We start from the raw sequence: 23,652 nt of genomic DNA, 5'->3' as shown, positions 1-23,652 counted from the left end.
GGAGCGGACTAGAATTGATAAGAAATCAATCGGACAGTATCTAACCGCTAACAATCAACAGACTGCATTTCTATTTTTAACGCCGTTTCGACTCTTTGATACTCCGCCTCAACCTCTTCTAAAAGCGCGCAGGCCGGATCAGGTAAAGGCTGGTTAGCATTTGTTCCCATGCGGCCCATGATTTCGAGTTCCTCGCACAGCTCAAACAAACGAAAAGCACCGAGAGTACCGCTAATCGACTTTAAAGAGTGAGCCGATCGCCGCAAAGCCAGCGGATCGGCGTTGGACAGAGCCATAGAGATGCCTCGCAGCAGTTCGGGAGCTGTTTCGAGGTAAATCTCGATCACCTCGTCCAAAGCTTCCACTTCTCGCAGTCCCTCTATAATGTTGGCACTCAGGGAATCGTGGGTATGTGACAAAGCCCGATCGAGATTTGATGCACCACAATCGACGACTGCCGGCGAATTGGAAATTGTCAGTTGTGGATTTCCCGCAACAGCCACATTCGATCGCACTTGTAATTCACTCGTTTCTTCGATGTGTTCCGCCGGGGCATCCAAACAAACGATCGGCTGCAGACGATCGAATGCAGAGTTCGATCGAGATTTACACGCGATCAAAGCTCTCACCAACTGGTCAATTGCGATCGGCTTGCTCAAATAGTCGTCCATCCCCGCAGCCATACACTCTTCGCGATCGCCCTGCATCGCATTTGCCGTCATTGCCACAATCCAAGGCCTTGTCGATTTTCGATTTTCGATTTTTGACTTTCGATTGTTAGATTCCTCGTCAGTCAAATTTCGATTTTCGATTTTCGATTTTCGATTGTTAGATTCCTCATCATTTCCGGAAACTTCTGATTCTCCCGTGGGATTTTCTAAAGTTAAATCTGCTGAAAATTGCTCGCGGATGCGGCGAGTCGTTTCCAGTCCGTCCATTTCCGGCATTTGCACATCCATCAGCACCACATCGTAAGGCTGGCGGCGCAAAGCTTCGAGCACTTCGATACCGTTTCCCGCCACATCCGCGCGATACCCCATCCGCTGTAAAATTTGCAAAGCCACCTTCTGATTCACCAAATGATCGTCCGCCAACAGAATCCGCAGGGGTAAGTTCTCCGCCAGCATGGGTATGCTTTGCAAGAAAGCCCCGCTGGTGCGCTGCCCTCTAAATTCAGTTGTCTGTTCTCCAAAAATATTGATTAAAACATTGTAAAGCTGAGATTGTTTGATGGGTTTATTCAAAAAAGCAGCAAAATCCATCTCCATAGCAGGGGGATTAATTTCTTGCCTGCCGATCGAAGTTAGCATCACTAACGGCAACTTTTCGCAATCAGGATACCGGCGAATTTGCGCCGCTAAAGCTAACCCGTCCATTTCCGGCATTTGCATATCCAAAACTGCCAAGTCAAACATCTCTTTAGCAGCCAGCCAATCTAAAGCCAAACGAGCCGAATCTGAAGCCCTAGCCACCATTCCCCAAGACTGAGCTTGGAGAGTCAAGATTCTGCGGTTGGTAGCATTGTCATCGACAATTAAGACTCGCTTGCCAGCTAATTCAGGTTGAGAATTGCTCAAGTTAACTGGTAAGGAATTGTTGCAGCCATAAACGATCGTACTGAAATAAAAAGTAGAGCCAACGGATTTCGTATTTTGGCCGATCGGCTTGTTGCTGAGTACAGATTTGGCATACCCATATTTTTCGGCAATTTCGCAAGATTCTGCCCATCCCAAATCAAAAACTGCCAATGATCTAAAATCGGCAGGAGGATTGCCCGCGACACTACCCATACTTTCCACCCACATCCGGCCGCCCATCATTTCGGCCAAACGCTTGCTAATTGCCAAACCCAATCCGGTACCGCCGTACTGCCGGCTCGTTGAAGAATCAACCTGGCTGAAAGATTTAAATAGCCGATCCATGCGATCGCCCGGAATGCCGATACCGGTATCTTTGACCGCAAAATGTATTTCGTATGCTGGGTTAATTGCTACCGGTTCGCCAGCAATTAATGACAGTTCTTTAGCGTTAGCCGTCGGCACTGAAATCTTTTTTGCAGTCACCGAAACCACCACTTCTCCAGCGTCGGTAAATTTAACAGCATTACTGAGCAAGTTGATTAAAATTTGCCTCAAGCGGGTGCTATCGCCGATCGCCGTTGTTGGTACTGTACGATCGATCAAGTAACCTACTTCCAGTTTTTTTTGTGCCGCCTTGGTAGCTACCAAGTCTAGAGATTCCTCAATGCAAGTGCGGAGGTCAAACGGATGTTCCTCCAAGTCCAATTTGCCCGACTCAATTTTCGAGAAATCTAGAATATCGTTGATCAGCGTCAGCAAGGCATCGCCGCTGCTGCGGATAGTTTCTACAAAATCGCGCTGTTCACGAGTTAAGGGGGTATCCAGCAGCAAACCAGTCATGCCGATGACTCCATTCATCGGAGTGCGAATTTCGTGGCTCATGGTGGCTAAAAATTCGCTTTTGGCTCTAGTAGCCGCCAGTGCTTGATCGCGAGCTTTTGCCAAATCTACGTCGGTTTGCTGGCGTTCGAGTTCGCTTCCCACCCACTGAGCCATCAGTTTCACCAACTCTCTGTCTACAACTCGGAACGGTTCTGTCACAGGAGTCGGAGAAAAGAAGCACAGAGTGCCGTATACTTCACCTCCCACCGTGACGGGAATGCCCATGTAAGCTTCGATGGGGAAGGCTCGATCGTGCGTGTTGAAGGAAAAACCCGAAAATCTTACCGACTCAAAGTAAATCGGTTCTTTTGCCATTGCCGTAGCGACGCAGAAAGTTTTTTCCAGATCATAGATTTGGTGTTTGACGATCGACCCGTCGGGACACTCAACAGCCATTATTTGATAGTTGTCGCCTTGAATGCAGGACAAAATTCCCACGGACAGGCCTAAATGCCGACATCCCATTGCCAGCAGTTCTTGGAGGCGCAAATCAAAGGTAGAGAGGTGGTTGAGCGGGTCTGTACGGGGAGCCGAAGTCACTTGGTACAAAGCTTTGATTGCAGCTTCGCTTTCTCGCAGTTCTTGTTCTGTTTGCTTCCGCACGCTGATGTCGCGGGAAATGCCGATAATTTCTTGGACTTCGCCGGTTTGGGGATCACTGATCGTGCGGCCGGTGGTTTCAAACCAAATGTATTTGCCGTCTTTGCGGCGGATGCGGTAGCTAACGGTGTAAGTAACTGGGAGCGCCAGGACTTTCCAGTGAGCTTTGGCAATGGTTTCTAAATCGTCGGGGTGAAAATAATCCTTGGGGACGCGGCCGATGAGTTCCGAAGGTTCGTATCCCAGCAAAGCCCGGCTGGCGGGCGAGACGTAAATAAACACGCCTTTGGGGTCGTGTCTGGTGATCATGTCGGTTGAGTTTTCGGCCATCAACCGATAGCGGTCTTCGCTTTCATTACGTTCGACTTGAGAATTGCCCAATGCTTCTAGCATTCGGTTGATGCCGTCGGCCAAGCTTGCGAGCTCATCTTCTCCGGCCATCTGCACTCTTAAGCTTGGGTCGCCGTTGGCTGCGATGTTGCTGACGCTGGTGCTCAAGGAAGCCAATCTCGCCAAGACTAATTTTTCTAGCAACAGCAGGGTGATGGCGCTAAATATTAAACCTACTGCCAGTATTGATAAGGTAAACAGCTCCAAGGTAGCCTGACCTTGGCCGTAGATGATGCGATCGGTCTCTACTCGCAGCAGCAACGCTAGGTTGCCGTGGATGTCGCGAATCAGGGCGTATCCTGCGACTAAGGTGTCGCTGAGTGGCTCGACTAAAATTTCTGCTGATTTGAGGTTGGAAATTTTGAGTTTGACATTTTCCAACTCCTGCCTCGATCGAGCCATCGCCTTGGCGCTGTGCCCGGAGTAGTTAGTGCCTCCCACTTTAAAATCTAAACTCGGCAATCTAAAATCCACTGACAGGTGAGTCAGTTCTGAAAGCAAACCGATTTCGCTGCTGTCGAGGTAGCGCCCCAAGATCAGCGTCCCCCGCGACGGGCCTTGGGCGTTGCTGTTGAAGATGGGCTTGGCGGCAATCAGCAGCCTGGCTTCTGGCAGGGTAAGGACGCCTGTTTTGGCTGCCCGGCGATCGCCATCTACTGTCGATGAGTCTAGTAGCGCCTCGGTCAAGTGTTGTTTTAAGCTTTCGGGAATCGGGATTTCGGTTTGGGATTTAAGGTCGAAACCTTTGCTGAATATCGTCTTACCGTTGGAGTCAAGCAGCACCAATAAGTTTAGTCTCAAGTAAATAAATGTCGAATCGACGAAATTTGACTTGACAAAAATTTCGTTTTGTGTTTCGACGAAAGAGTAAGTATCGTCCCACTCGGCGTAATCTTGGGCGCTGGTGTCTAAATTCGACAAGTCATCATCTAATGCGTCCAAAGCCCGTGCGACATCCTGGCGGACGTACTGTGCCTCCAGGTTGTGAAAATCATGCAGCAAAATAGTTGATGCAGTGACATAGAGCACCACAATCAGGCTGATCAGCGCTGCACCGATGATTAATAGTGTTTTTTTTCGGAGTTGCATGGCGTCGCCCTCCTCACGGTGCTACTCGGCAACTAGCCAGGAGAGGTTTGAGACGTAGGTTGTTTAGCATTGGCGATCGCAGGGCCTGCGTGTTTGGACTTTTCTGGGCTGACGAAAGCAAAGCCCTTGGTAGTTCCAAGGTATCCGGTATGTTGCCCCCCACAGTCAGTGTAGTATTTTCACAGCTTTAGTTCCATATTATGCACAACGTATGACCTACAAGTTATAACTTGACGATCGGCATCTTCAAAAGAAACGGGCGATCGAACTCAAAACAGTTCGCGTTTGATACTGACGCAGCCAGGGCGGCGGGCTGTTGGTAGAATAGGCGTGCTGGGTTGAGAACCGTCACTATTATTGTACCTAAAAAATATTGAGGAGAGAGCGGACTGGGGCGCCGAGTTTTGCCTACCAAAAGGTTCTTATTGCCATAGCTGTTTTGATTTTTGTCCTTCTCTAACAATCCTTGCAGGAGTAGTGCAATAATCCCAAAAGCCTATCCAGCCTAAAAGCTTGAACCGCGTTCAACAATTGTCATAGCAGAGACAATGAATAGGCGGCGACTTTTCATTTATTACATCTGCAAATAAAATATACAACAATCAAAAAAATCGGCTTTTCACTTTTCTATTGTGAATTAATCAAAACTGCTAATTAAGATTTATAAATTCATAGTTTGCACAATCCTCAACAAACGGGTAGAAACGGGTTTACCCATAACATTATTCAACAGTACCAACAAATTAATACAAACTCGTTCCCATTCCTCGATCAAATCCTTTACTAACATTAGTGCCTGATATCAGTAGAAACTCATATCAGGCACTATCTGCAATCCGATCGCAACTTCAGTCTTGTTTATCGGATGACGGCTAAAGCACCGGCGCCAGCAGCAGCAGCGGCCGAGGAAAGAGCCGTGAAAAACAGCCACCAAGAGGCAACTTCTGCCGCTTTCCGGGTTTCTTCGGCTTGTTTTTCGGCTTGCAGTTTGATGCTTTCGAGGCGAAGCTGCGCCTCTTGCTGCAAGCGTTCTGCTCTTTGCAAGACGCTGTTGCGACTTCTTTCAATTTGGTCGATCAAGCGGTTGGCATCTGCTTCGGAAATGTCATCGCGAGAACTCATTAGTGCTACTAAAGTATCGCGATTGAAATGGCCCAGCCGATCGCGCAAAGCGTCAAATCCGGCTTGCGGATCGTCAAATAACTTCCGCACGTCCCGCGTAATGCCTTCGTAGTTGAGTTCAGGGCGATCGAGCGAATTGAGGTAATCCCGAATTTTTGCGAGAATCCCGTCAATTACCGACTGAATACCCTCCTGTATTTTCTGAATTTGCAGTGCGAACTCGTCACGCACCGACAAAATTCCATCGACAATGCGATTGGCTTCTGCTTCAGAAATATCTGGCCGCTGAGACAGCAGAGAAACAATTGTAGCTCGATCGATGTGCGACAGCCGATCGCCCAAACTGTAAGCGCCGACTTTCGGGTCATGCAGCAGCAGTTGCAAGTCGCGCTTGATAGCTTCGGGATTTAATTCATCCTTGCCCGTATTTCGCAAATAATCTTCTAAAACACTCTGAAAATCCTGCACTTGGCCTTGCACCCGTTTTGCCAAACGGCGCGGCGCTTTCACAATCGATCCAAGAGTTTCCTGCACTTGGTCGATAACTTGATTGACTTGTTCCTCGCTCAAATCTTTTCTCTGAGAAAGCAGTTTTACCAAAGTATCGCGATCAACTTGAGACAGGCGACCACGCAGCGCTAAAGCTCCTTCTTTGGGATTTTCCAGCAATTTTGTCAAATCCCGCTTAATCCCTTCTGGATTGAGTTCTGATTTGCCAGTATTGCGGAGGTAATCTGCAAGGGCGGTTGTGGTATGGTCGTACTGATCCTTAGCTTTTTCCGCCAACTTTTGTGGCGCATGCAGCGCGCCGTGCCAAGTTTCTTCGGTGCTGTCGAGAAGCTGATTTACTTGGTCTTCGCTGAGGTCTTTCCGCTGAGATAGCAATTTTACCAAACTTTCGCGATCGAACCTAGAAGCTCTAGCTCTCAGCGCCCACATTCCCGCTTCGGGGTTGTCCAGCAGCGTTTTGAAATCGCGCTTGATGCCTTCGGGATTGAGTTCTTCTTTGCCCGTAGACTTCAAGTATTCTTGCACTCTTTGCCACTGGTTGTCTAGTCGGGCTTGCGCTGCTTCTTGCAGACCTTTAGCATCTGCTAAAACTACATCTCGCGTCCTTTCCAACTCTTGAACAATCTGTTCTACTTCCTGGAATCCGAAGTTTTCGCGGCCTCGGAGAATTTGCACAAAACTGTCGCGGGTGTAAGGAGAAAGCCGATCGCGCAACTGTTCGTAACTAGCATCGGAATCCTCTAAGATTTTTTTGAAATCCCTCCCGATACCTGCTGCTGTCAGTTCCTCTTTCGGCGTCAGCTTCAAGTAAGTTTCCACCCGCCACTGCAAATCGCGAGCTTTTTCTTGCTCCTCGGCAAAGATCACGGTTTGTAAAACGCGCTGTCTAATTGCTTCTAATTCCTGGGAAATTTCTTTTATTTTGTCTTGGGTAAAAACGCCTCGGCTGGCCAGGATTTCGGCAAAATTAGACTGTTTTAGTTTTTCTAATTCCCGGCGCACAGTTCCTGGATCGGCTGTAGGATCGTAGAGAACGTCCCGAAATTCGCGCTCGATCGCTTGCGGGTTCATCTGCCACGAATAAGTGTTGAGTAGGTAGTTTTCTACGTCGGCACGAATTGGGCTGTAAGTTACGGGTTCGCCTTTGACTTGAGCGGTAATTTTATCAGCTTGCTGGCTAACTTTGTCTTTAGCTTCTTTGAGCTGACCGATTACTTTTTCAACATCTAAGTCAGAAATATCCGTGCGACCCAATACTATTCCCATTAAAGCATTGACTGCCATTGTCGTTGCTTGGGACATCATGGTCGGGCTTTGTCCAGAATTTTGACCGCCCAGATTGCTGAGGGCTTTTTCTACCCTACTTCCCAATTTATCTGAGACCAAATCGCCCGATTTGGCAGATTTGAGATAGTCTACTAATTGGGCGATGCCGTCTGATTGCTGCCCTTGTTTTCCTACTTGTTTCCAAGCATCTTGAAGTTGGTCTACAATCCGGTTTACGTCGCGTTTTGATAAGTCCGATCGCGAACTTACTAAATCTACGAGAGTTTGCCGATCGAGATTCGGCAAATTTTCGGCTGCAATGGTTTTTAGTTGCGGATCGTTGAGCAATTTTTCAAACTCGCTACGCATCCCTTTGATGTCTAATTCTGGCGGTTTGAGGCTTTGGATGTAGTCTTCGACGTTTTCGCGCAAGCTTGTGGGGTCGATCGCGCTACCCAGTTCGTGGCCCACTGCTGCTGCTGCTGCTTTGGCTGTGGCGACGACTTGGTTGCTAGCTGCTTTTGCGCCGATGGCTGAGGCTGCGGTGCCGAGAATCGCTTGAAAGCCTGATGTGGCGCTGTTGACGACGGAACCGATCAAAGAACCGACGGTGGTGGAACTCACCCAGACGAGCATTGAGAAATAGGTAGCCCAGACGACTAAACCGACGATCGCACCTAAACCGGGATTGCTAATCAAGCTGAGCTTAACTGCAAGCAAGCAAGCGAAAAATAAAGCGACGGTGACGGTTATTAGCGTCCAAGTGCCTACTTTTCTGCCGATGTGGCGGACTGGGGAGCTGCCACTATCCGAGTGCTGGCCGCCGTCGTCATGGGATTGTCCAATGTAGGAAAGGCCCGCCGCTACTGATAAATTTGTTAGCAAGAGTTGGAAAGCGCAGGCGAGCACGACTCCAGCTATCAAGGCGATAAAAAATTGTGGCCCTGAATAGAGGAGTGCTGCGTCTTCGGCTCTGTATGTAGTAGTCTGCTCTACTGGCACTTGGGCCAGCCAGAACCCGATGTTATACAGTTGTGGATTTATTGGCAAATTTTGATACATAGTATATTCCTCATTAAGGAGTGGGTGCGCGCTCATTGGCGCAAGTTAACCAATGTATAGTTTTAGACTCATGCCCCCAATGGCAAGCATCGCCTTATTGTCGAGCTAAAGCATCCCCCTACAGTTGGAAGTGTAGAAATATGTCTGCGGCCGGCTGTCACTTTAGGAATATTTGTGGTATGTAAGTCTGATTAAAAAAATCGCAGAGGAGAATCTGTGGTCGATCGATATTAAGAGTCGGCACAGAAGCCCAGACAAATTGTGAACAATTCATCAACCCATGCCATAGCAAATTAGCTTTGAAGGAATTCGATCGTGCAGCGAGAAAGTCATGCAATTATTATTGGTGGCAGTTTAGCAGGACTGTTGGCCTCTAGAGTATTAGCCAAACACTTCGATCGAGTAAGTATTGTTGAACGAGATTTTTTCCCAGAAAAACCCGCACCTCGCCCTGGGATTCCTCAATCTCGTCATCTTCACATCCTTTTAAATCGGGGGAAAATCATCCTCGAAGAGTTTTTTCCCGGCTTGGAAAAGGAACTGGTAGCTGCTGGTGCTCCTAGTTTAGATCCGAGGTCGATCGGGTGGTTTAGTCCGGCAGGTTGGGCCCCGCAATTTAGCCCGGATCTAAATGATGTAATTATGTTCAGTCGGGATTTACTTGATTGGCAAATTCGCCGCCGTTTGGCTGAAAATACGAACGTGCATTTCCTCGAAGGAGGCACAGTAACGGGGTTGCTGGCGAATGCCTCGCGCGCGGAGATTGCTGGCGTATCGGCGCGTTTTCGCGATCGCCACAACCCGGGTAACATCCATGCAGAGAATTTGTATGCAGATTTGGTAGTCGATGCTAGTGGCAAAGTTTCCAAAACACCTCAATGGTTGAAAAGTTTGGGTTATGAACCTCCGCAAGAAACCGTTATCAATGCTTTTGTCGGCTATGCCACCCGCATTTATAAATGCAGCGGTAAATTGTCAGACACAGCGCCAGTATTTGTATCACCAGGACCGCCGTTCCGCACCCGTGGCGGTGCACTTTTCCAGATCGAAGGCAATCGCTGGCTGGTGGGTTTCGCCGGGGGCGATCGCGATTATCCCCCTACAGACGAAGTAGGTTTTCTAGAATTTGCCCGAAGTCTGCCAACCCCGACAATTTATCATGGAATTAAAGACGCAGAAGCCATCACACCTATTTATAGCTATCGAGGTACCGAAAACCGTTTGCGCCACTACGATCGCCTCTCCCGTTATCCTGAAAATTTGGCAGTTATCGGTCATGCAGTTTGCGCTTTCAACCCAGTTTATGGCCAGGGAATGACTGTTGCTGCACTGGATGTTCAGATGCTAGATGAATGTTTGCAAAAGCAAAGAGAGCGGTATCCAGAAGGCGATTTAACAGGCTTTGCGCGACAATTTCAACAAAAACTAGCAAAATTACATACAATTCCTTGGACATTTGCCATCAGTCAGGACTCTCGCTATCCGGGAAGTGAAGGTGCAAAACTCAACCTTGCTACGCGGCTGACAATTGATTACATGGATTTGGTGTTAAAAGTGCTGGTCGGAGATGCTAAAGTTTGTCAAGCATTTTTGGAAGTTCTGCACATGATTGAGTCGCCAGCTATACTTTTTTCTCCCAGTATTGCGGTTAAGGCGATCGGACAATTAGTCACCGTTCGGCAGAAGGCAGAATTAAGATAAAGAGTTTATACAGAATCAGGTTAGTTTTGCCAATTATATTTTTTCACCGCCGATGAAAGGAGATAAACGCCGATGAAATTATATTCATTTGCGTTTATTTAACCTGATATTATGTCCGCTAGAACAGGGATGATAAAAAGCGTGACTTTTGCGACTGCGGTTTTCGGGTATTTCACGTAATTAAGAGGGGTTAAATCCGATTTAGTACCCCAATTGTCGGTTTTTGAAATAAATCATTAGATTTATTTCAAAAAATGTTTTTAGTCACGACTTACCCACAGGACTCAAGAAACCGGGTTTTTTCCCCATATCTCTCGGGCTTCACGGTATATTGTCGTAAAAAAAATCGGTTGCTGTAGCCTAGAATAATGTAGACTTGTGCAATTCTCAATTACCAGCCAAACAATCTAATTGTTCTTGCATTTGGGCGGTAACTCGATCGAAACAAGCATCAACATAATCGCGATCGCGCGCCGCCTCCGAACCGTACCTCTCAAATACAATCGGTTTGCACACGCGAGTCCGAATTTGCACGGGTAAAGGCAGGTTTGGCAAAGGCCCAATACTCAATCCCCAAGGCAATCCCAAATACACCGGCAATACCACCGGATCGATGCCAAATAGCCACGGCATCCCCCATTCATGCAATTGCTTTGCTTGTTCGTACAAATCTGCCAACACTATCAAAGTATCGTGTGCACCGTGCGATACAATCGGTACAATTGGCACTTCTTCTCGCAATGCTAATTTGATAAATCCCTTGCGTCCCGCAAAGTAGATTTGATCGCGCAAGTGGTGGGGTCGAAAAACATCTTGGGCGCCGCCCGGATAGACGAGAACTGCGGCATTTTTGCGTAAAGCTGCGATCGCCATTTTCGGATGCGCCTTGAGAGCACCACACTGAACCGCCATGCTAGCAACATCAGGAGAAACTTGCCAAACCGTCGGGTGCATCAATCCGTAGGCCAAGCGTTCAGTACCGTACCTGCGGAACCATTCGTATAGGAACATAAACATATCTGGAGCGGCGAGTCCCCCGTTGTGAGAACCGACAACAAGCATTTTTCCGCTCGCGGGCACGTGGTGCCAGCCGTCGCTTTGTACGCGAAAATAGTAGCGGTACAGCCATTCCCAGATTGGCAACAACAGATGAATGAAGTCGGGATTGCGATCGTCTAAAGATAGACCGTCAAAGGGATATTTAGAGGATTTACCGTCTTTTTTGTTAGTAGTTTTTGTCACTGCAAAAATATTTAACGCTTTGGTCATTATATAGCAGAAGGAAGAAAGCTTTAACTCTCGAATAGAGAAGACTTTCGTTATTTGGGAAAGAAGGAAGAAAGGAGGAGATTAGTTGGGCTTTTCCTCTCCTTGTGCGTGCGCTAATCCCGATCACCCTCCCAACAAAAGATTTTTCCTATCATTAATCTGCTCCCATTCCGCAGGAATCTACCGAATTAGTTTCAGCAATTGAAAACCTCATAAATATCGAGGGCGGTTGCTATAGCAATATAATTAAATCAGAATTGGTGCAAATATTTGGTTTCTGATTTGAGCGGGCTGCTTTTGTTCGGAGGTTTTGTGCTGGTTGTCTCCACAGGAACAAAACCGTTTGCAAACAGCTACAGCAACTGTCGCTGATGGGGGGGCGGCTTTAGCCACAAAAACACAACTGTGCCTCAAGCCGATAAGTTTCCGTTTTGGAATATTTTATCAAGTTGACGCCCGCCATCGGGTCAATGCTAGCGATTGGTGCTGTTTGCCACAATTTTAAGTAAGGTACGATCGACAGTGGAGTTATGTCAGGGCGATCGAAGAACTGTATCCGGCTTCTGACACCCCACTACGACGATGGGGTCGATCGCGCCAATCGCCTGTCACTCAGAATCTGGCAGCATCTCAAGCACCATCTCGCTCTCGAAGCTGCCAAGAATTCACCTGAAATGTAGCCCCATATTACTCAACTGCAACAACTGACAGCTAAATGGTTTAACGAACACCTGACAAGATATTCACGGACAACACATGACTTGGAGCCCTAGTAAACTGTCCCGCATTTAAACAGTTAACTGTTTACTTTTCCCCTCTGCCATTCCCCAACTCCGACACTTCCACCTTCTCCCCCTCCCCCGCTCTGCCATAATGAGCCATTTATAGGCGTAGCAGCTTTATTTGTCTTCGCTCAACTCACCAAACATTAAATTATATAAATTAAACTTGACTTGGAGTCATAAAAAAGTTATATAAGGCTTTTTTATGGAAGACAAATCGATTTTTTTGCTATATTAACCTGCAATTAAGAAAATAATTGTGGTTAAGTGAGGAGTTGAACGGATGAAAAACTTGAATTGCTGGAATAAACCCGCTGCATTGCTGGGCGCGATCGCGATCGCAACCGGAAGTTTGCAGGCCAATGCCATCGGTGTTGCCGCCCCATCAACATCCACTGTCAGTCAAGATGCGGAAAATATTTCCTTTGAAGATAGCGCCACGTTTCAAATAGCCCAGTCTGGCAACCTTTGCCGTAAAGTCACTCCCAAAGAAGGTTTGACCGTTCGCCAGAACCCAGACCCCAAATCCCCTAGAGTTGGCGGGGTAGGACTTAACACTCAGGTAATGCTGTCCCAAGGCGCTACTTCTGTTAAAGCCTCCGACGGTCGCCTCTGGATTCAAATTAGCGCTCCCGTCACAGGGTATGTAGCTAGCGGCTATCCCAACGACGAAAGTAATTTAGGTTCGTGCACAATTAGTCAAACTCCTTCCCCAAGTCCCGCACCGGCACCAGCACCAGCACCAGCGCCTGCACCAGCGCCAGCGCCAGCACCAGCACCAGCACCGGCGCCAGCGCCAGCACCAGCACCAGCACCAGCACCGGCACCAGCGCCTGCACCCGCACCAGCAGCAACACCAGCACCAGCGCCTGCACCAGCGCCTGCACCAGCACCAGCGCCTGCACCAGCACCAGCGCCTGCACCAGCACCAGCGCCCGCACCAGCACCAGCGCCTGCACCCGCACCAGCACCAGCACCAGCGCCCGCACCAGCACCAGCGCCTGCACCCGCACCCGCACCAGCACCAGCCCCAGCAACTGGCCCAGTAAGTCTGTGTCGGCAAGTAGAACCTCGCGTAGCGCCGAGGGGTCTAGCTATCCGCACTGAGCCTTCAAAGACTTCTGTGGTTAAAGGCGGTGTAGCGGCTAACGGTCAAGTAACGCTTGTGCCGAATTTCCAGTTAGTGAAAGATAAGAATGGAGAAGACCGCAATTGGGTTGAGATTTCAGCCCCTGTGGCCGGATTCATCTCGGCTGGAAATTTGATCATGTGCAAGTAAACTTCTGAGTTCGATCGCTCTTTTTGACTAAAAGAGCGATCGACACCGAAAATAGTTTTAAGATTGTCGCGCAGCCAGAAAACAACGCGGAGCCCAGATTGCTTCCTGGATTTAGGCAGGAATAACTTATTTCTGTCGCGAGTCAGAGTTTTGCTGCGATATCTTTGGGGTTGGAGACGGTAATTTTGCGATCGGCAATGAACTGTTTAGCGTTAATTGCTTCGTAGTTCGATCGGGCGGCGGGCTGCCCCATTGCTGCGATGGGAATTTGGATGCAGGCGAAAACAGCTAGGAAAAAGAGCGATCACTTCACAATTGATTGCTTCAAGAGGCTTCAGCTTGTGCGAGAAATTTTTGTCTCCGAGATGCGAAAGCCGCCAAATCTGCTTCCGTGAATTGAGTTTGCTGCCATGAGGGGCGGGCAAGCAGTCGATCGCACCAAGCTTTAATTTTAGGATAGCCGTCTAGGGACACATCAACCCAAGATAGCAAGGGCACGACGGTACCGGCAACGCACTCGGCAAACGTGACAGTGTTGCTAGCGAAAAAATGGCGATCGTCCAACAAACCTTCAAAGAATTTCAAGACAGTATCGACTTTTTCCTTAGCCTTTGCGATTTCCTGCGGTTGGGGAGTTCCCCATCCCATTTTTTCACTGCTGAGGGGGTAAAGTGCCGGCGCAAGTTCGTTAACCGTGACCAATTCTACCATTTTCACAACTGCCAAATCTTTCGGTTCTTTTGGCAGCATTGCCGGTTCTGGATACTTCGCTTCTAGATAGTCAAGAATTGCCAGAGACTCGACGACAGTGAAGTCATCATCGACCAAAACAGGGATGCGGTGAAAAGGATTCATTGCGACAAACTCAGGCTGCAAGTGATCGCCGTCCAAGTGGATTTCTACCAATTCAAAGTCGAGGTTTTTTTCTAAGAGGGCGATCCAGACGCGGCGGGAGTTGGGGGAAATGGGAGTGTGGTAAAGTTTCATGGCGGTTGCTATAATCAAAATATCATCATAACAAACTTCTAAAGATGCTATTATTGGCTGATTATTGGCTGATAGTGACTTCCTGACGCACAGACGAGGTAATAGCCTCTACTAGAAATAACCGCTCGCTAACTGACAATTTAAGCGTTAATTTCACTAATTCTTGAAAAGATAAATTTTGTGAATTTTCCGAATAATTATCATTTCGATCGGGAGAAAAACTCTCATCAAAACTTAAAGGTTTGGTATTCTGCTCTAAAGTTGTCGTCATGTCTGCGTGGAGAAGCTCTAAAAATTTAATATCGTTCCCTAGATCGGCAGCCTCATCCTCATCTACTTCTTCAATTACTTGCAAACGTTCTTTATAGGCATTGATTTGATGTTCAATGGCTTCTATAATAAACCTTAAATCTTTAAATGATAAATTCATGATACTTGCCTTGGTAAGAATAAATACTCATTGGCCGACTTGAGTTGAAAATACCCAAAAGATTATTTTTTCTATGCAGGTAATTTGATATAAAAAACTAATCAAATATACTATTAATTATATTAGGAGGTTGGGTTTATCTACTTACACCCAACCTCCTCTTAACTTATTCTATTTTACAGAAAAATGTGCCTATGAGGTGAAGTGCCTCTTTGTATTTTTCTAGAGTCATCGGTCTACTGGGCTGGAATAACCAATGACCGTCCCGGTCATTCACTAATTCCAGTTCTGGTGGAATGTCAGTGCCGAGGTCTAATTTATACCAATTTTTTCCTGAGCCTGGACTCTCAAAGGTTGATATTCCTTCTGACCGAGACATTCCTCCTGACAACCTTCCTTCTTTTAAAGTAGGCATAACCCATAATTCATCTTGCTGTTCATAAACGGTAATATCTTTATTGGGTCTGACATTATCCATTCTAGGTGAACTAGCATTCCCCTGTCGATACAGCGCAACGGGTGTTTTAGGCATCTTTAATCTCCTGAAATTGTAAAAAATTAACTGTCACGCAGGGTGAGGTTTTTGGGTATAACCTCGCTGATTACAGAGGCACGGGGGCCTTATAGATTGTGCGTTTAGTTAATTTCGCTTCAGAGTTAAAATTATGCCTACAGTAAAAGCACTTCCCAAAATAACAGGGCAGGCCCAAAAGCCCACCCCATCAAACGATCGACTATCGATTAGTAATCGAAGTCGCCGCCGCCCATGCCGCCGCCAGCGCCAGCAGCAGCGCCATCCTTCGGTTCAGGCTTGTCAACGACGATGCACTCGGTTGTCAGCACCATGCCAGCAATAGATGCGGCATTTTGCAGAGCAGAACGAGTTACCTTCGCGGGGTCAACGATACCAGCTTCAAACATATCGACAAACTCATTTGTCGCTGCGTTGAAACCAACGTTGAACGGCTTTTCTTTGACGCGCTCAGCAATCACAGCGCCATTCAAACCAGCATTTTCAGCAATCCGCTTCAGAGGAGCAGCCAGAGCCCGTGCCACAATCAAAGCACCGGTCAATTCTTCGCCCTTGAGAGTGCTGTTAGCCCACTCTTCCAATTGAGGAGTCAGGTGAGCCAAAGTTGTACCGCCACCAGGAACAATTCCTTCTTCTACTGCAGCTTTGGTTGCGTTGATCGCATCTTCCAAACGCAGTTTGCGATCCTTCATTTCTGTTTCGGTAGCCGCGCCGACTTTGATGACTGCGACGCCGCCAGCCAATTTGGCCAAACGTTCTTGCAGCTTTTCTTTGTCGTAGGAAGACTCGGTTTCGTCCATTTGACGGCGAATTTGTTCGCAGCGGGACTTGACGGCTGCTTCGTTACCTTCGGCAACAATTGTGGTGCTGTCTTTGGTGATGGTGATGCGGCGAGCTTTGCCGATCATGTCAAGCTTGGTGTTTTCCAGTTTCAAACCGGCATCTTCGGTGATTAGTTGACCGCCGGTCAATACGGCGATATCTTCTAACATGGCTTTGCGTCGATCGCCAAAACCGGGTGCTTTAACAGCAGTCACGTTCAACACACCGCGCAGTTTGTTGACAACGAGGGTAGCTAGAGCTTCTTTCTCAATGTCTTCTGCAATGATCAACAGCGGGCGGCCGGAACGAGCTACTTGTTCGAGCACGGGTACTAAATCTTGTACCAGAGCGATTTTCTTGTCTGTCAGCAAGATGAAGGGTTCTTCGAGAATCGCTTCCATCCGTTCGGTGTCGGTGACGAAGTAGGGAGAAATGTAGCCTTTGTCGAAGCGCATCCCTTCGGTGATTTCCAATTCGGTGGTCATAGACTTCCCTTCTTCCAGGGAAATCACGCCTTCTTTGCCCACCTTGTCCATTGCGTTGGCAATCATTTGGCCGACTTCATCGTCGTTACCAGCAGAGATGGAGCCGACTTGAGCGATGGCTTTGGAATCTTCTACTTGTTTGGCGTGTTCGGCAATTTTTTCTACCAAAAACGTGGTTGCTTTGTCAACACCGCGCTTGAGGGCGATCGCATTTGCGCCTGCTGCTACGTTACGCAGACCTTCTTTGACCATTGCGTGAGCCAAAACGGTAGCAGTTGTGGTGCCGTCGCCTGCTGCGTCGTTGGTTTTGGAAGCTGCTTGACGGATCAGGGCAACGCCTGTATTTTCTACATGGTCTTCTAGTTCGATTTCTTTGGCGATGGTAACACCGTCATTGACGATCTGAGGAGCTCCGAATTTCTTTTCGAGAACAACGTTACGGCCTTTGGGGCCGAGGGTTACGGCCACTGCTTCGGCCAAAATGTCCATACCGCGTTCGAGGGCGCGACGTGCATTTTCGTTGTAGATGATACGCTTAGCCATAGTTTTTGGGGATGAGAGGGTTTGAGATTTTGGATTGGGGATGATGGATTTTAGTCATTTGTCCCGTGTCATTAGTTGTTTGGCGGCGTTCGCTTTAAACTAATGACTGATGACTAAGGACTGATGACTAATGATTAATTAGTTAACGATCGCCAGAATGTCTTTTTCGGCTAGCAAGACGTATTCGTCTGTGCCGAGTTTGATGTCGGTGCCGGCGTACTTCGAGTAGAGAACTTTGTCGCCGACTTTGACTTCCATTTCAATGCGGGTGCCGTCGTCATTGCGCTTGCCAGGGCCCACGGCCGCGACTTCGCCTACTTGGGGCTTTTCCTTAGCTGTGTCGGGCAGAAGGATGCCGCCGGCGGTTTTTTCTTCGCTAGCGCTTACTTTTACGAACACGCGCTCGCCTAATGGTTTAACGGTAGAAACACTCAGTGATACTGCTGCCATAAATAAATCTCCAGATTACAGATCCTAGTCAGTCAGCCGTCAGGGTCGCTATGAAAGCAACAGCCGACTGCTTACAACTGACATATTAGCACTCTCGACTCCTGAGTGCTAATTTAGCTTTAGTCAGGGTCGATCGCAACTTAGTTGTCAGTACGGGTTCCCGAACCGAGACTGAGTTGGAGGGAAGGAGAGGGGAGAGTGGGGGCTGGGGTGATGACTTTAGACCGCTAACCAATTACTTTTGATTGATGAAGACAATGACAGAAAATAACGAAGAATCTTGCAGCCAAGGCTTGCGCGCTTGCGTCCAAAGCCTGGGAATCGATCGAATCGAGCGACATATTTTTATCTGTGCCGACCAAACCGTGCCCAAGTGCTGCGATCGGCAAACCAGTCTGGAGGCGTGGAATTACTTAAAAAAACGCTTGCAAGAATTGGGGTTGGACAAGCCCAGTGCCGATCGACCAACCTGTGTCTTTCGCACGAAAGCCAATTGCCTGCGAGTGTGCGCGTCTGGCCCGATTATGGTAGTCTATCCAGACGGAGTGTGGTATCGCGACGTTACTCCCCCCGTCATTGAGAGAATTATTCAGGAACATCTCCTCAACTCCAAGGTCGTTCAAGAATACGCTTTCTTGACTCATCCTTTGCCTGTGCCTGCTGAGGCCCAGCCAAACATTTAAGTATAGCGCTGTTTAAAGTACAGGGTTATAGGTAAAGTGTTAAATTTAAGGTTAAGGGTGAGAAATTGAGACAGTTTGGCGTCCGGGCGATCGCACCTGCTACAGCTCAATAAAACTATAGTTAGGTTCTTGTCTTCCCTGTGCGGCTTCCCGTGTTCCTTGTGTTTCTCAAAAGGTACAGTAACAAAAATAGATCGGAGGAACTGTGAAATTTTGTGCAAAAATTTCTCAGTGGCCGACACTAAGCAGGTTGCCAAACTACACTAGAAACAGTTAAATACGTAAGTAGGGAGCCTGCTTAAATTTCTCTATATCAGAAGTATCATTTAAAACCGGGGCATTAACCTGAAATTGAACCGATCGAGATTAAATATTTAACTTGGGCTCTGTTAGGGAGTCTCCAATCAATCAAGGCTGATCTTGATAGGGCGATCGTCCATTACTGGTTTGGGCTGCATTCCATGTCGTAAGACACTCACAAACAGCCGTCGATTATAGGTTGGAAAGCGGTAATACCCGCCCCGCTTTCCCTCACCGCCATCCCTTCAGTTGATCGTCGTCCTCCACCCCCAGCCGGGTGGCGGGGGACTGACGGAAAAAACAGAAGTGAAAACAAGGAAGTGTGCGGGATACTTTAGCGGGAATAAACATGACAAAGGACAATAATTCAGGAGAACAAAAACGGCTGATGCTGGTTGACGACGACCCCAATTTGATCTTGCTGGTCAAGGACTACTTGGAGTTTCGGGGTTACAACGTCATTACAGCAGAAAACGGCAGAGACGCTCTGGAAAAACTAGAACAAGAAGTTCCCGACTTGATTATCTGCGACGTGATGATGCCGGAAATGGACGGCTACACTTTAGTCAAACACATCAGAGAAGACCCTCGCACGAGCTGGATTCCGGTTCTTTTCTTGTCCGCAAAAGGTCAAAGTTCAGACCGAGTAAAAGGCTTGAGCACTGGGGCTGACGTTTATATAGTCAAGCCTTTTGAACCTGAAGAACTGGTAGCCCAAGTGGAATCTTCTCTGAAAGCAGCATCCCGCTTGATTCGCCACTCAAATCCCGGTATGGAGAGTGGCCCAAAAATTAAGGCGCGCCGCAATGTCGAATTGACTCCCACTGAGTTAAAGGTGGTACAGTTGCTAGCGCAGGGTATGGCAAACCGCCAAATCGCAGACGTGATGAATGTCAGCCAGCGGACTATCGAAAGCCACGTCAGCAATATGCTCGGCAAAACAGGTCTGCACAACCGGACAGAGTTAGCTCGCTGGGCTCTTGAAAGCAAAAAGGCTTGAGCCGAGGTAGTCTGCGCTAGGAAATCAGGGGAGCAAAATCTACTGCTATGCGCTTCGGTATGCCTGCTTGGCGGTACGGCTGTACGGCGGTAGTTTGAAGGCGCCATTAACCTTGACACGCCAGCCGGTATTGAGTTACTAGGCGTATAGTTTGTGAGGGTCCCTCGCTCAAATGCAAGCAGGTTTAAAAGAACCCTCTGGCGGTAGAGCCGAAAATATGAAATACTGGGGAGATGGAGTTTTCTGAAGTCTAATCTATTGCCTCAGTTAGCTCCATGTTGCTAAAATGTGATATTTAGATTAACTTCTTTCTACAATTATTAGGTCTAAGTTTCTATGACAAACTTAATGAACCGCCTTTCTATTTTTGTGGACGGGAACAATATGTTCTACGCTCAACAAAAGAACGGTTGGTTTTTTGATCCTCGCAGGGTGCTCGAATATTTCAAAACTTCGCAGCCGAATGTCATCTTGATCAATGCTTTCTGGTATACGGGTCTGAAAGACCCCCAAGATCAAAGGGGATTTCGAGATGCTTTGATCAGTCTAGGTTACACGGTTCGCACTAAAATTCTTAAGGAATATTACGACGATGCTTCGGGCAGATATTCTCAAAAGGCTAATTTAGACATAGAAATTGTGGTTGATATGTTTAATACCGTGGATCAATACGACCAAGTTGTGCTGTTTAGCGGGGATGGGGATTTTGAGAGGGCGATCGAGCTACTCCGCTCGAAAAATACTCATATTACTGTGGTATCAACCGAAGGAATGATTGCTAGAGAGTTACGAAATGCTACAGATAGGTATATAGACCTAAATGAAATTAGGGAACATATCGAGAAGATGGATTATTAGTCAGTAGTCATTAGTTATTAGTCATTAGTCATTAGTCATTAGTTATTAGTCATTAGTCAGCAGTCATTAGTCAGTAGTTATGGGTTAGGGGTTATTAATTATTCGTTATTGGCGCGAGACAGGGGACTGGTGACTGGAGGCTAAAATCCAGAAAAACGGACAAGTAAAAATCAGGAAAACACTTTTTAGAGCTATGAAAACTCAACCAAGTCAAGACCGGATTATTATTTTCGATACGACTTTGCGAGACGGAGAACAATCTCCGGGTGCATCTCTGAATGTGGATGAAAAGCTGACGATCGCTCGCCAGTTAGCTAGATTGGGCGTGGATGTGATTGAAGCGGGTTTCCCTTTCACCAGCACGGGAGATTTCGAGGCAGTCCAAAAAATAGCCCGATCGGTTGGCACGGAACATGGGCCGACAATTTGCGGTTTAGCACGGGCGAGAAAGCCGGATATTAAAAGAGCAGCAGAGGCTCTGAAACCAGCCGCCAATGCGCGAATTCATACGTTTCTGGCTACGTCTGATATTCACTTGGAGCATAAGTTGAAAAAGACGCGGGCTGAGATTCTGGAAATTGTGCCGGAAATGGTGGCTTACGCTAAGTCTTTTGTGGATGATGTGGAGTTTTCCCCGGAAGATGCTTGTCGATCGGAACCGGAGTTTTTGTATCAGGTTCTAGAACGGGCGATCGCAGCGGGTGCGACTACTGTTAATATTCCCGATACTGTAGGCTACACGACTCCGAGCGAGTTTGGGGCTTTGATTCGGGGAATTAAGGAAAATGTGCCCAATATCGATCGCGCAATTATTTCGGTGCACGGTCACAATGACTTAGGATTGGCTGTTGCTAACTTTTTGGAAGCTGTGAAAAATGGCGCCAGACAGTTAGAATGCACGATTAACGGGATTGGCGAACGGGCGGGAAATGCGGCTCTCGAAGAGTTGGTAATGGCGCTGTACGTGCGGCGCCAATATTATAATCCGTTCTTGGGCCGGCCTGCGGATTCTGAGGAACCGCTGACAAATATTGACTCGCGCCAAATTTACAAAACGTCGCGCTTGGTTTCCAATTTGACGGGGATGTTGGTGCAGCCAAATAAGGCGATTGTCGGAGCAAATGCTTTCGCTCACGAGTCGGGAATTCACCAAGACGGGGTGCTGAAAAATAAGCGGACATACGAGATTATGGACGCTGAGTCCATCGGCTTAACTGAAAATCAAATCGTGCTTGGTAAATTGTCGGGCCGCCACGCATTTCACACTCGCTTGAAAGAGTTGGGTTTTGAAATGGCAGACGATGAGCTAAATAAGGCTTTTGTCAAGTTCAAAGATTTAGCGGACAAGAAAAAAGAGATTACTGATTGGGATTTAGAGGCGATCGCCAACAACGAAGCCCACCAAGCACCGGAACTTTTCCGGTTAGAATTGGTGCAAGTTTCCTGCGGCGACAAATCTCGCCCGACAGCAACTGTCACTGTGCGGAATCCGGCGGGCGAAGAATTGACCGATGCTGCGATCGGCACTGGGCCTGTGGATGCGATTTACAGGGCAATTAACCGGGTGGTAAACGTACCCAACGAGTTGATCGAGTTTTCTGTACAATCGGTCACAGCGGGCATAGATGCGATCGGCGAAGTAACAATTCGCTTGCGCCATGAAGGCAAAGTATTTTCCGGTCACTCAGCAAATACCGACATTATCGTAGCCTCCGCAGAAGCTTACATCAGCGCTTTAAATCGGCTGTATCAGGCATTGCAGCATAGTGCTGAAAAAGCCTCCGAAAAACCAACTCCGATCGGAAATCAAGTTGTTGCAGAAGCACAGCGCTGATAAATTTACTGTCAGCCATTTTTCTTGAAACAAACCGCAGACGAACGCACATAACAGCAGATAGATCTAAATAAATCTGCGTTAATCCGCGTTCATCTGCGGTTAAAAATTAAAATCTTTTTTAGCAACAACAAACCCTAAAAAATGCAAGAAGAAACTTTAAAAAAAGAGCGACAATTCCACGATGCTTGGGCATCCACAATCGATATTGACGGCATTCGAGTCAATGATTACTTTGAAGCTTGTACCGCCCCAGAAAATAGATTTATAGTCCAGCAAATGGGCGATATTACAGGCAAACGCCTGTTAGATTTAGGCTGCGGCGCGGGAGAAAATAGCGTTTATTTTGCGAAAAAAGGTGCGAATTGTGTGGCGGCTGACTATTCTCAGGGTATGGTAGAAGTTGCCTTGAAATTGGCTGAGAAAAACGGCGTCCAAATAGACGGCTGCACGGTGAATGCAATGGCGCTGGATTTCCCGGATAATAGTTTTGATATTGTTTATGCTTCTAATTTGCTGCACCATTTGCCGGAACCATCCAAGGCGATTCGCGAAATGCACCGCGTGCTAAAGCCTGGCGGCAAAGCTTGTTTTTGGGACCCGATGAAGCACAATCCGGTGATTAATGTTTACCGCAGGATGGCTACTGAGGTGCGGACGGAGGATGAAACTCCTTTGGATATTAATATTGTGAATTTTGTCAAGTCTTTGTTTTCGGAGACGGCTTACGATACGTTTTGGCTGACATCGCTGTGGATTTTTTTACGCTTTTATTTGATAGAAAAAGTGCATCCAAATGAGGAGCGTTATTGGAAAAAGATTATCATTGAACAAGAGAGATTGAAACCGGAATACTCTCGGTTAGAAGAGTTGGATGGATTTTTGAAAAAGTTGCCTTTGATGAAGCGCTTGGCTTGGAATTTGGCTGTGGTGGCAACGAAGTAAGACGATTGTAGATTTTAGATTTTGGATTTTCGATTAAAGAATCGGGAATGACTGATGATATCAGTGGTAGGGTGCGTCAGTTTTGAGATTTTAAATCAGCGCCAAAAGTATTATTCTGACGCACCATTTGTTGTCAGGTGCGTCAGTTCCGAGATTGTTTGTTTGGAGCAAAAATAATCACAACTGACGCACCCTACTGAAAACTCTAAAAGAATTACAATAAGTCAAAGCATTTAATTAAGAGGCTAATT

General features: G+C 47.4%; 16 protein-coding genes. 8 read left to right on the top strand and 8 right to left on the bottom strand.

What is annotated here, in order from left to right; genetic code table 11:
• Positions 1–47 precede the first annotated feature (47 nt).
• Positions 48–4,541, bottom strand: a complete 4,494-nt coding sequence (locus tag QUB37_RS05585) for a response regulator (RefSeq protein WP_333159903.1) — start codon at positions 4,539–4,541, stop codon at positions 48–50.
• 858 nt (positions 4,542–5,399) lie between these two features.
• The gene (locus QUB37_RS05580) at positions 5,400–8,501 is read right to left on the bottom strand and encodes an MFS transporter (protein WP_333159901.1); all 3,102 of its coding nucleotides are present in this window, start codon (positions 8,499–8,501) and stop codon (positions 5,400–5,402) included.
• A 315-nt stretch (positions 8,502–8,816) separates the two neighbouring features.
• On the opposite strand from QUB37_RS05580, the gene QUB37_RS05575 reads away from it, so the two are divergent.
• On the top strand, positions 8,817–10,202 hold the full coding sequence (locus QUB37_RS05575) for a 2-polyprenyl-6-methoxyphenol hydroxylase-like oxidoreductase (protein WP_333159899.1): 1,386 nt from the start codon (positions 8,817–8,819) through the stop codon (positions 10,200–10,202).
• Between the two features lie 387 nt (positions 10,203–10,589).
• On the opposite strand, the gene QUB37_RS05570 is transcribed toward QUB37_RS05575, so the two are convergent.
• Positions 10,590–11,471 (bottom strand): lysophospholipid acyltransferase family protein, encoded by an 882-nt coding sequence (locus tag QUB37_RS05570; RefSeq protein WP_333159896.1) that lies wholly within the window; start codon positions 11,469–11,471, stop codon positions 10,590–10,592.
• A gap of 319 nt (positions 11,472–11,790) precedes the next feature.
• Between QUB37_RS05570 and QUB37_RS05565 the strand changes: the two genes are divergently transcribed.
• Complete coding sequence (locus QUB37_RS05565; protein WP_333159894.1) at positions 11,791–11,976, top strand: hypothetical protein; 186 nt, start codon at positions 11,791–11,793, stop codon at positions 11,974–11,976.
• A 560-nt stretch (positions 11,977–12,536) separates the two neighbouring features.
• Complete coding sequence (locus tag QUB37_RS05560; protein WP_333159892.1) at positions 12,537–13,532, top strand: SH3 domain-containing protein; 996 nt, start codon at positions 12,537–12,539, stop codon at positions 13,530–13,532.
• A 324-nt stretch (positions 13,533–13,856) separates the two neighbouring features.
• On the opposite strand, the gene QUB37_RS05555 is transcribed toward QUB37_RS05560, so the two are convergent.
• The 5 genes from QUB37_RS05555 to groES form a co-directional block, all read right to left on the bottom strand.
• Positions 13,857–14,519 carry a glutathione S-transferase family protein gene (locus QUB37_RS05555; RefSeq protein ID WP_333159890.1) on the bottom strand — a complete coding sequence of 221 codons (663 nt, stop codon included), beginning with the start codon at positions 14,517–14,519 and terminating at the stop codon, positions 13,857–13,859.
• A 61-nt stretch (positions 14,520–14,580) separates the two neighbouring features.
• Complete coding sequence (locus QUB37_RS05550; RefSeq protein ID WP_333159888.1) at positions 14,581–14,949, bottom strand: hypothetical protein; 369 nt, start codon at positions 14,947–14,949, stop codon at positions 14,581–14,583.
• Between the two features lie 166 nt (positions 14,950–15,115).
• On the bottom strand, positions 15,116–15,481 hold the full coding sequence (locus QUB37_RS05545) for a Tse2 family ADP-ribosyltransferase toxin (protein ID WP_333159886.1): 366 nt from the start codon (positions 15,479–15,481) through the stop codon (positions 15,116–15,118).
• Between the two features lie 209 nt (positions 15,482–15,690).
• Positions 15,691–17,331, bottom strand: coding sequence for a chaperonin GroEL (groL, locus tag QUB37_RS05540; protein WP_333130301.1), 1,641 nt, complete (start codon positions 17,329–17,331; stop codon positions 15,691–15,693).
• 138 nt (positions 17,332–17,469) lie between these two features.
• Complete coding sequence (groES, locus tag QUB37_RS05535) at positions 17,470–17,781, bottom strand: co-chaperone GroES (protein WP_332945088.1); 312 nt, start codon at positions 17,779–17,781, stop codon at positions 17,470–17,472.
• A gap of 257 nt (positions 17,782–18,038) precedes the next feature.
• On the opposite strand from groES, the gene QUB37_RS05530 reads away from it, so the two are divergent.
• From QUB37_RS05530 to QUB37_RS05510, 5 genes are all read left to right on the top strand, one after another.
• Positions 18,039–18,464 (top strand): ferredoxin, encoded by a 426-nt coding sequence (locus QUB37_RS05530; protein WP_333159884.1) that lies wholly within the window; start codon positions 18,039–18,041, stop codon positions 18,462–18,464.
• 649 nt (positions 18,465–19,113) lie between these two features.
• Complete coding sequence (locus QUB37_RS05525) at positions 19,114–19,764, top strand: response regulator transcription factor (RefSeq protein WP_333038438.1); 651 nt, start codon at positions 19,114–19,116, stop codon at positions 19,762–19,764.
• Positions 19,765–20,100: 336 nt separating this feature from the next.
• Entirely contained in the window at positions 20,101–20,622 is a 522-nt protein-coding gene (locus tag QUB37_RS05520) for a LabA-like NYN domain-containing protein (protein ID WP_006633075.1), read from the top strand.
• 193 nt (positions 20,623–20,815) lie between these two features.
• Positions 20,816–22,456, top strand: coding sequence for a 2-isopropylmalate synthase (locus QUB37_RS05515; RefSeq protein ID WP_333159881.1), 1,641 nt, complete (start codon positions 20,816–20,818; stop codon positions 22,454–22,456).
• Positions 22,457–22,600: 144 nt separating this feature from the next.
• Positions 22,601–23,401 carry a class I SAM-dependent methyltransferase gene (locus QUB37_RS05510; RefSeq protein WP_333159879.1) on the top strand — a complete coding sequence of 267 codons (801 nt, stop codon included), beginning with the start codon at positions 22,601–22,603 and terminating at the stop codon, positions 23,399–23,401.
• Positions 23,402–23,652: the final 251 nt, after the last annotated feature.

Source organism: Microcoleus sp. AT3-A2 (assembly GCF_036705685.1).
Classification (GTDB): Bacteria; Cyanobacteriota; Cyanobacteriia; order Cyanobacteriales; family Microcoleaceae; genus Microcoleus.
The sequence above is the reverse complement of the archived record's forward strand: the minus strand, read 5'-3'. Positions and strand labels throughout refer to the sequence as shown.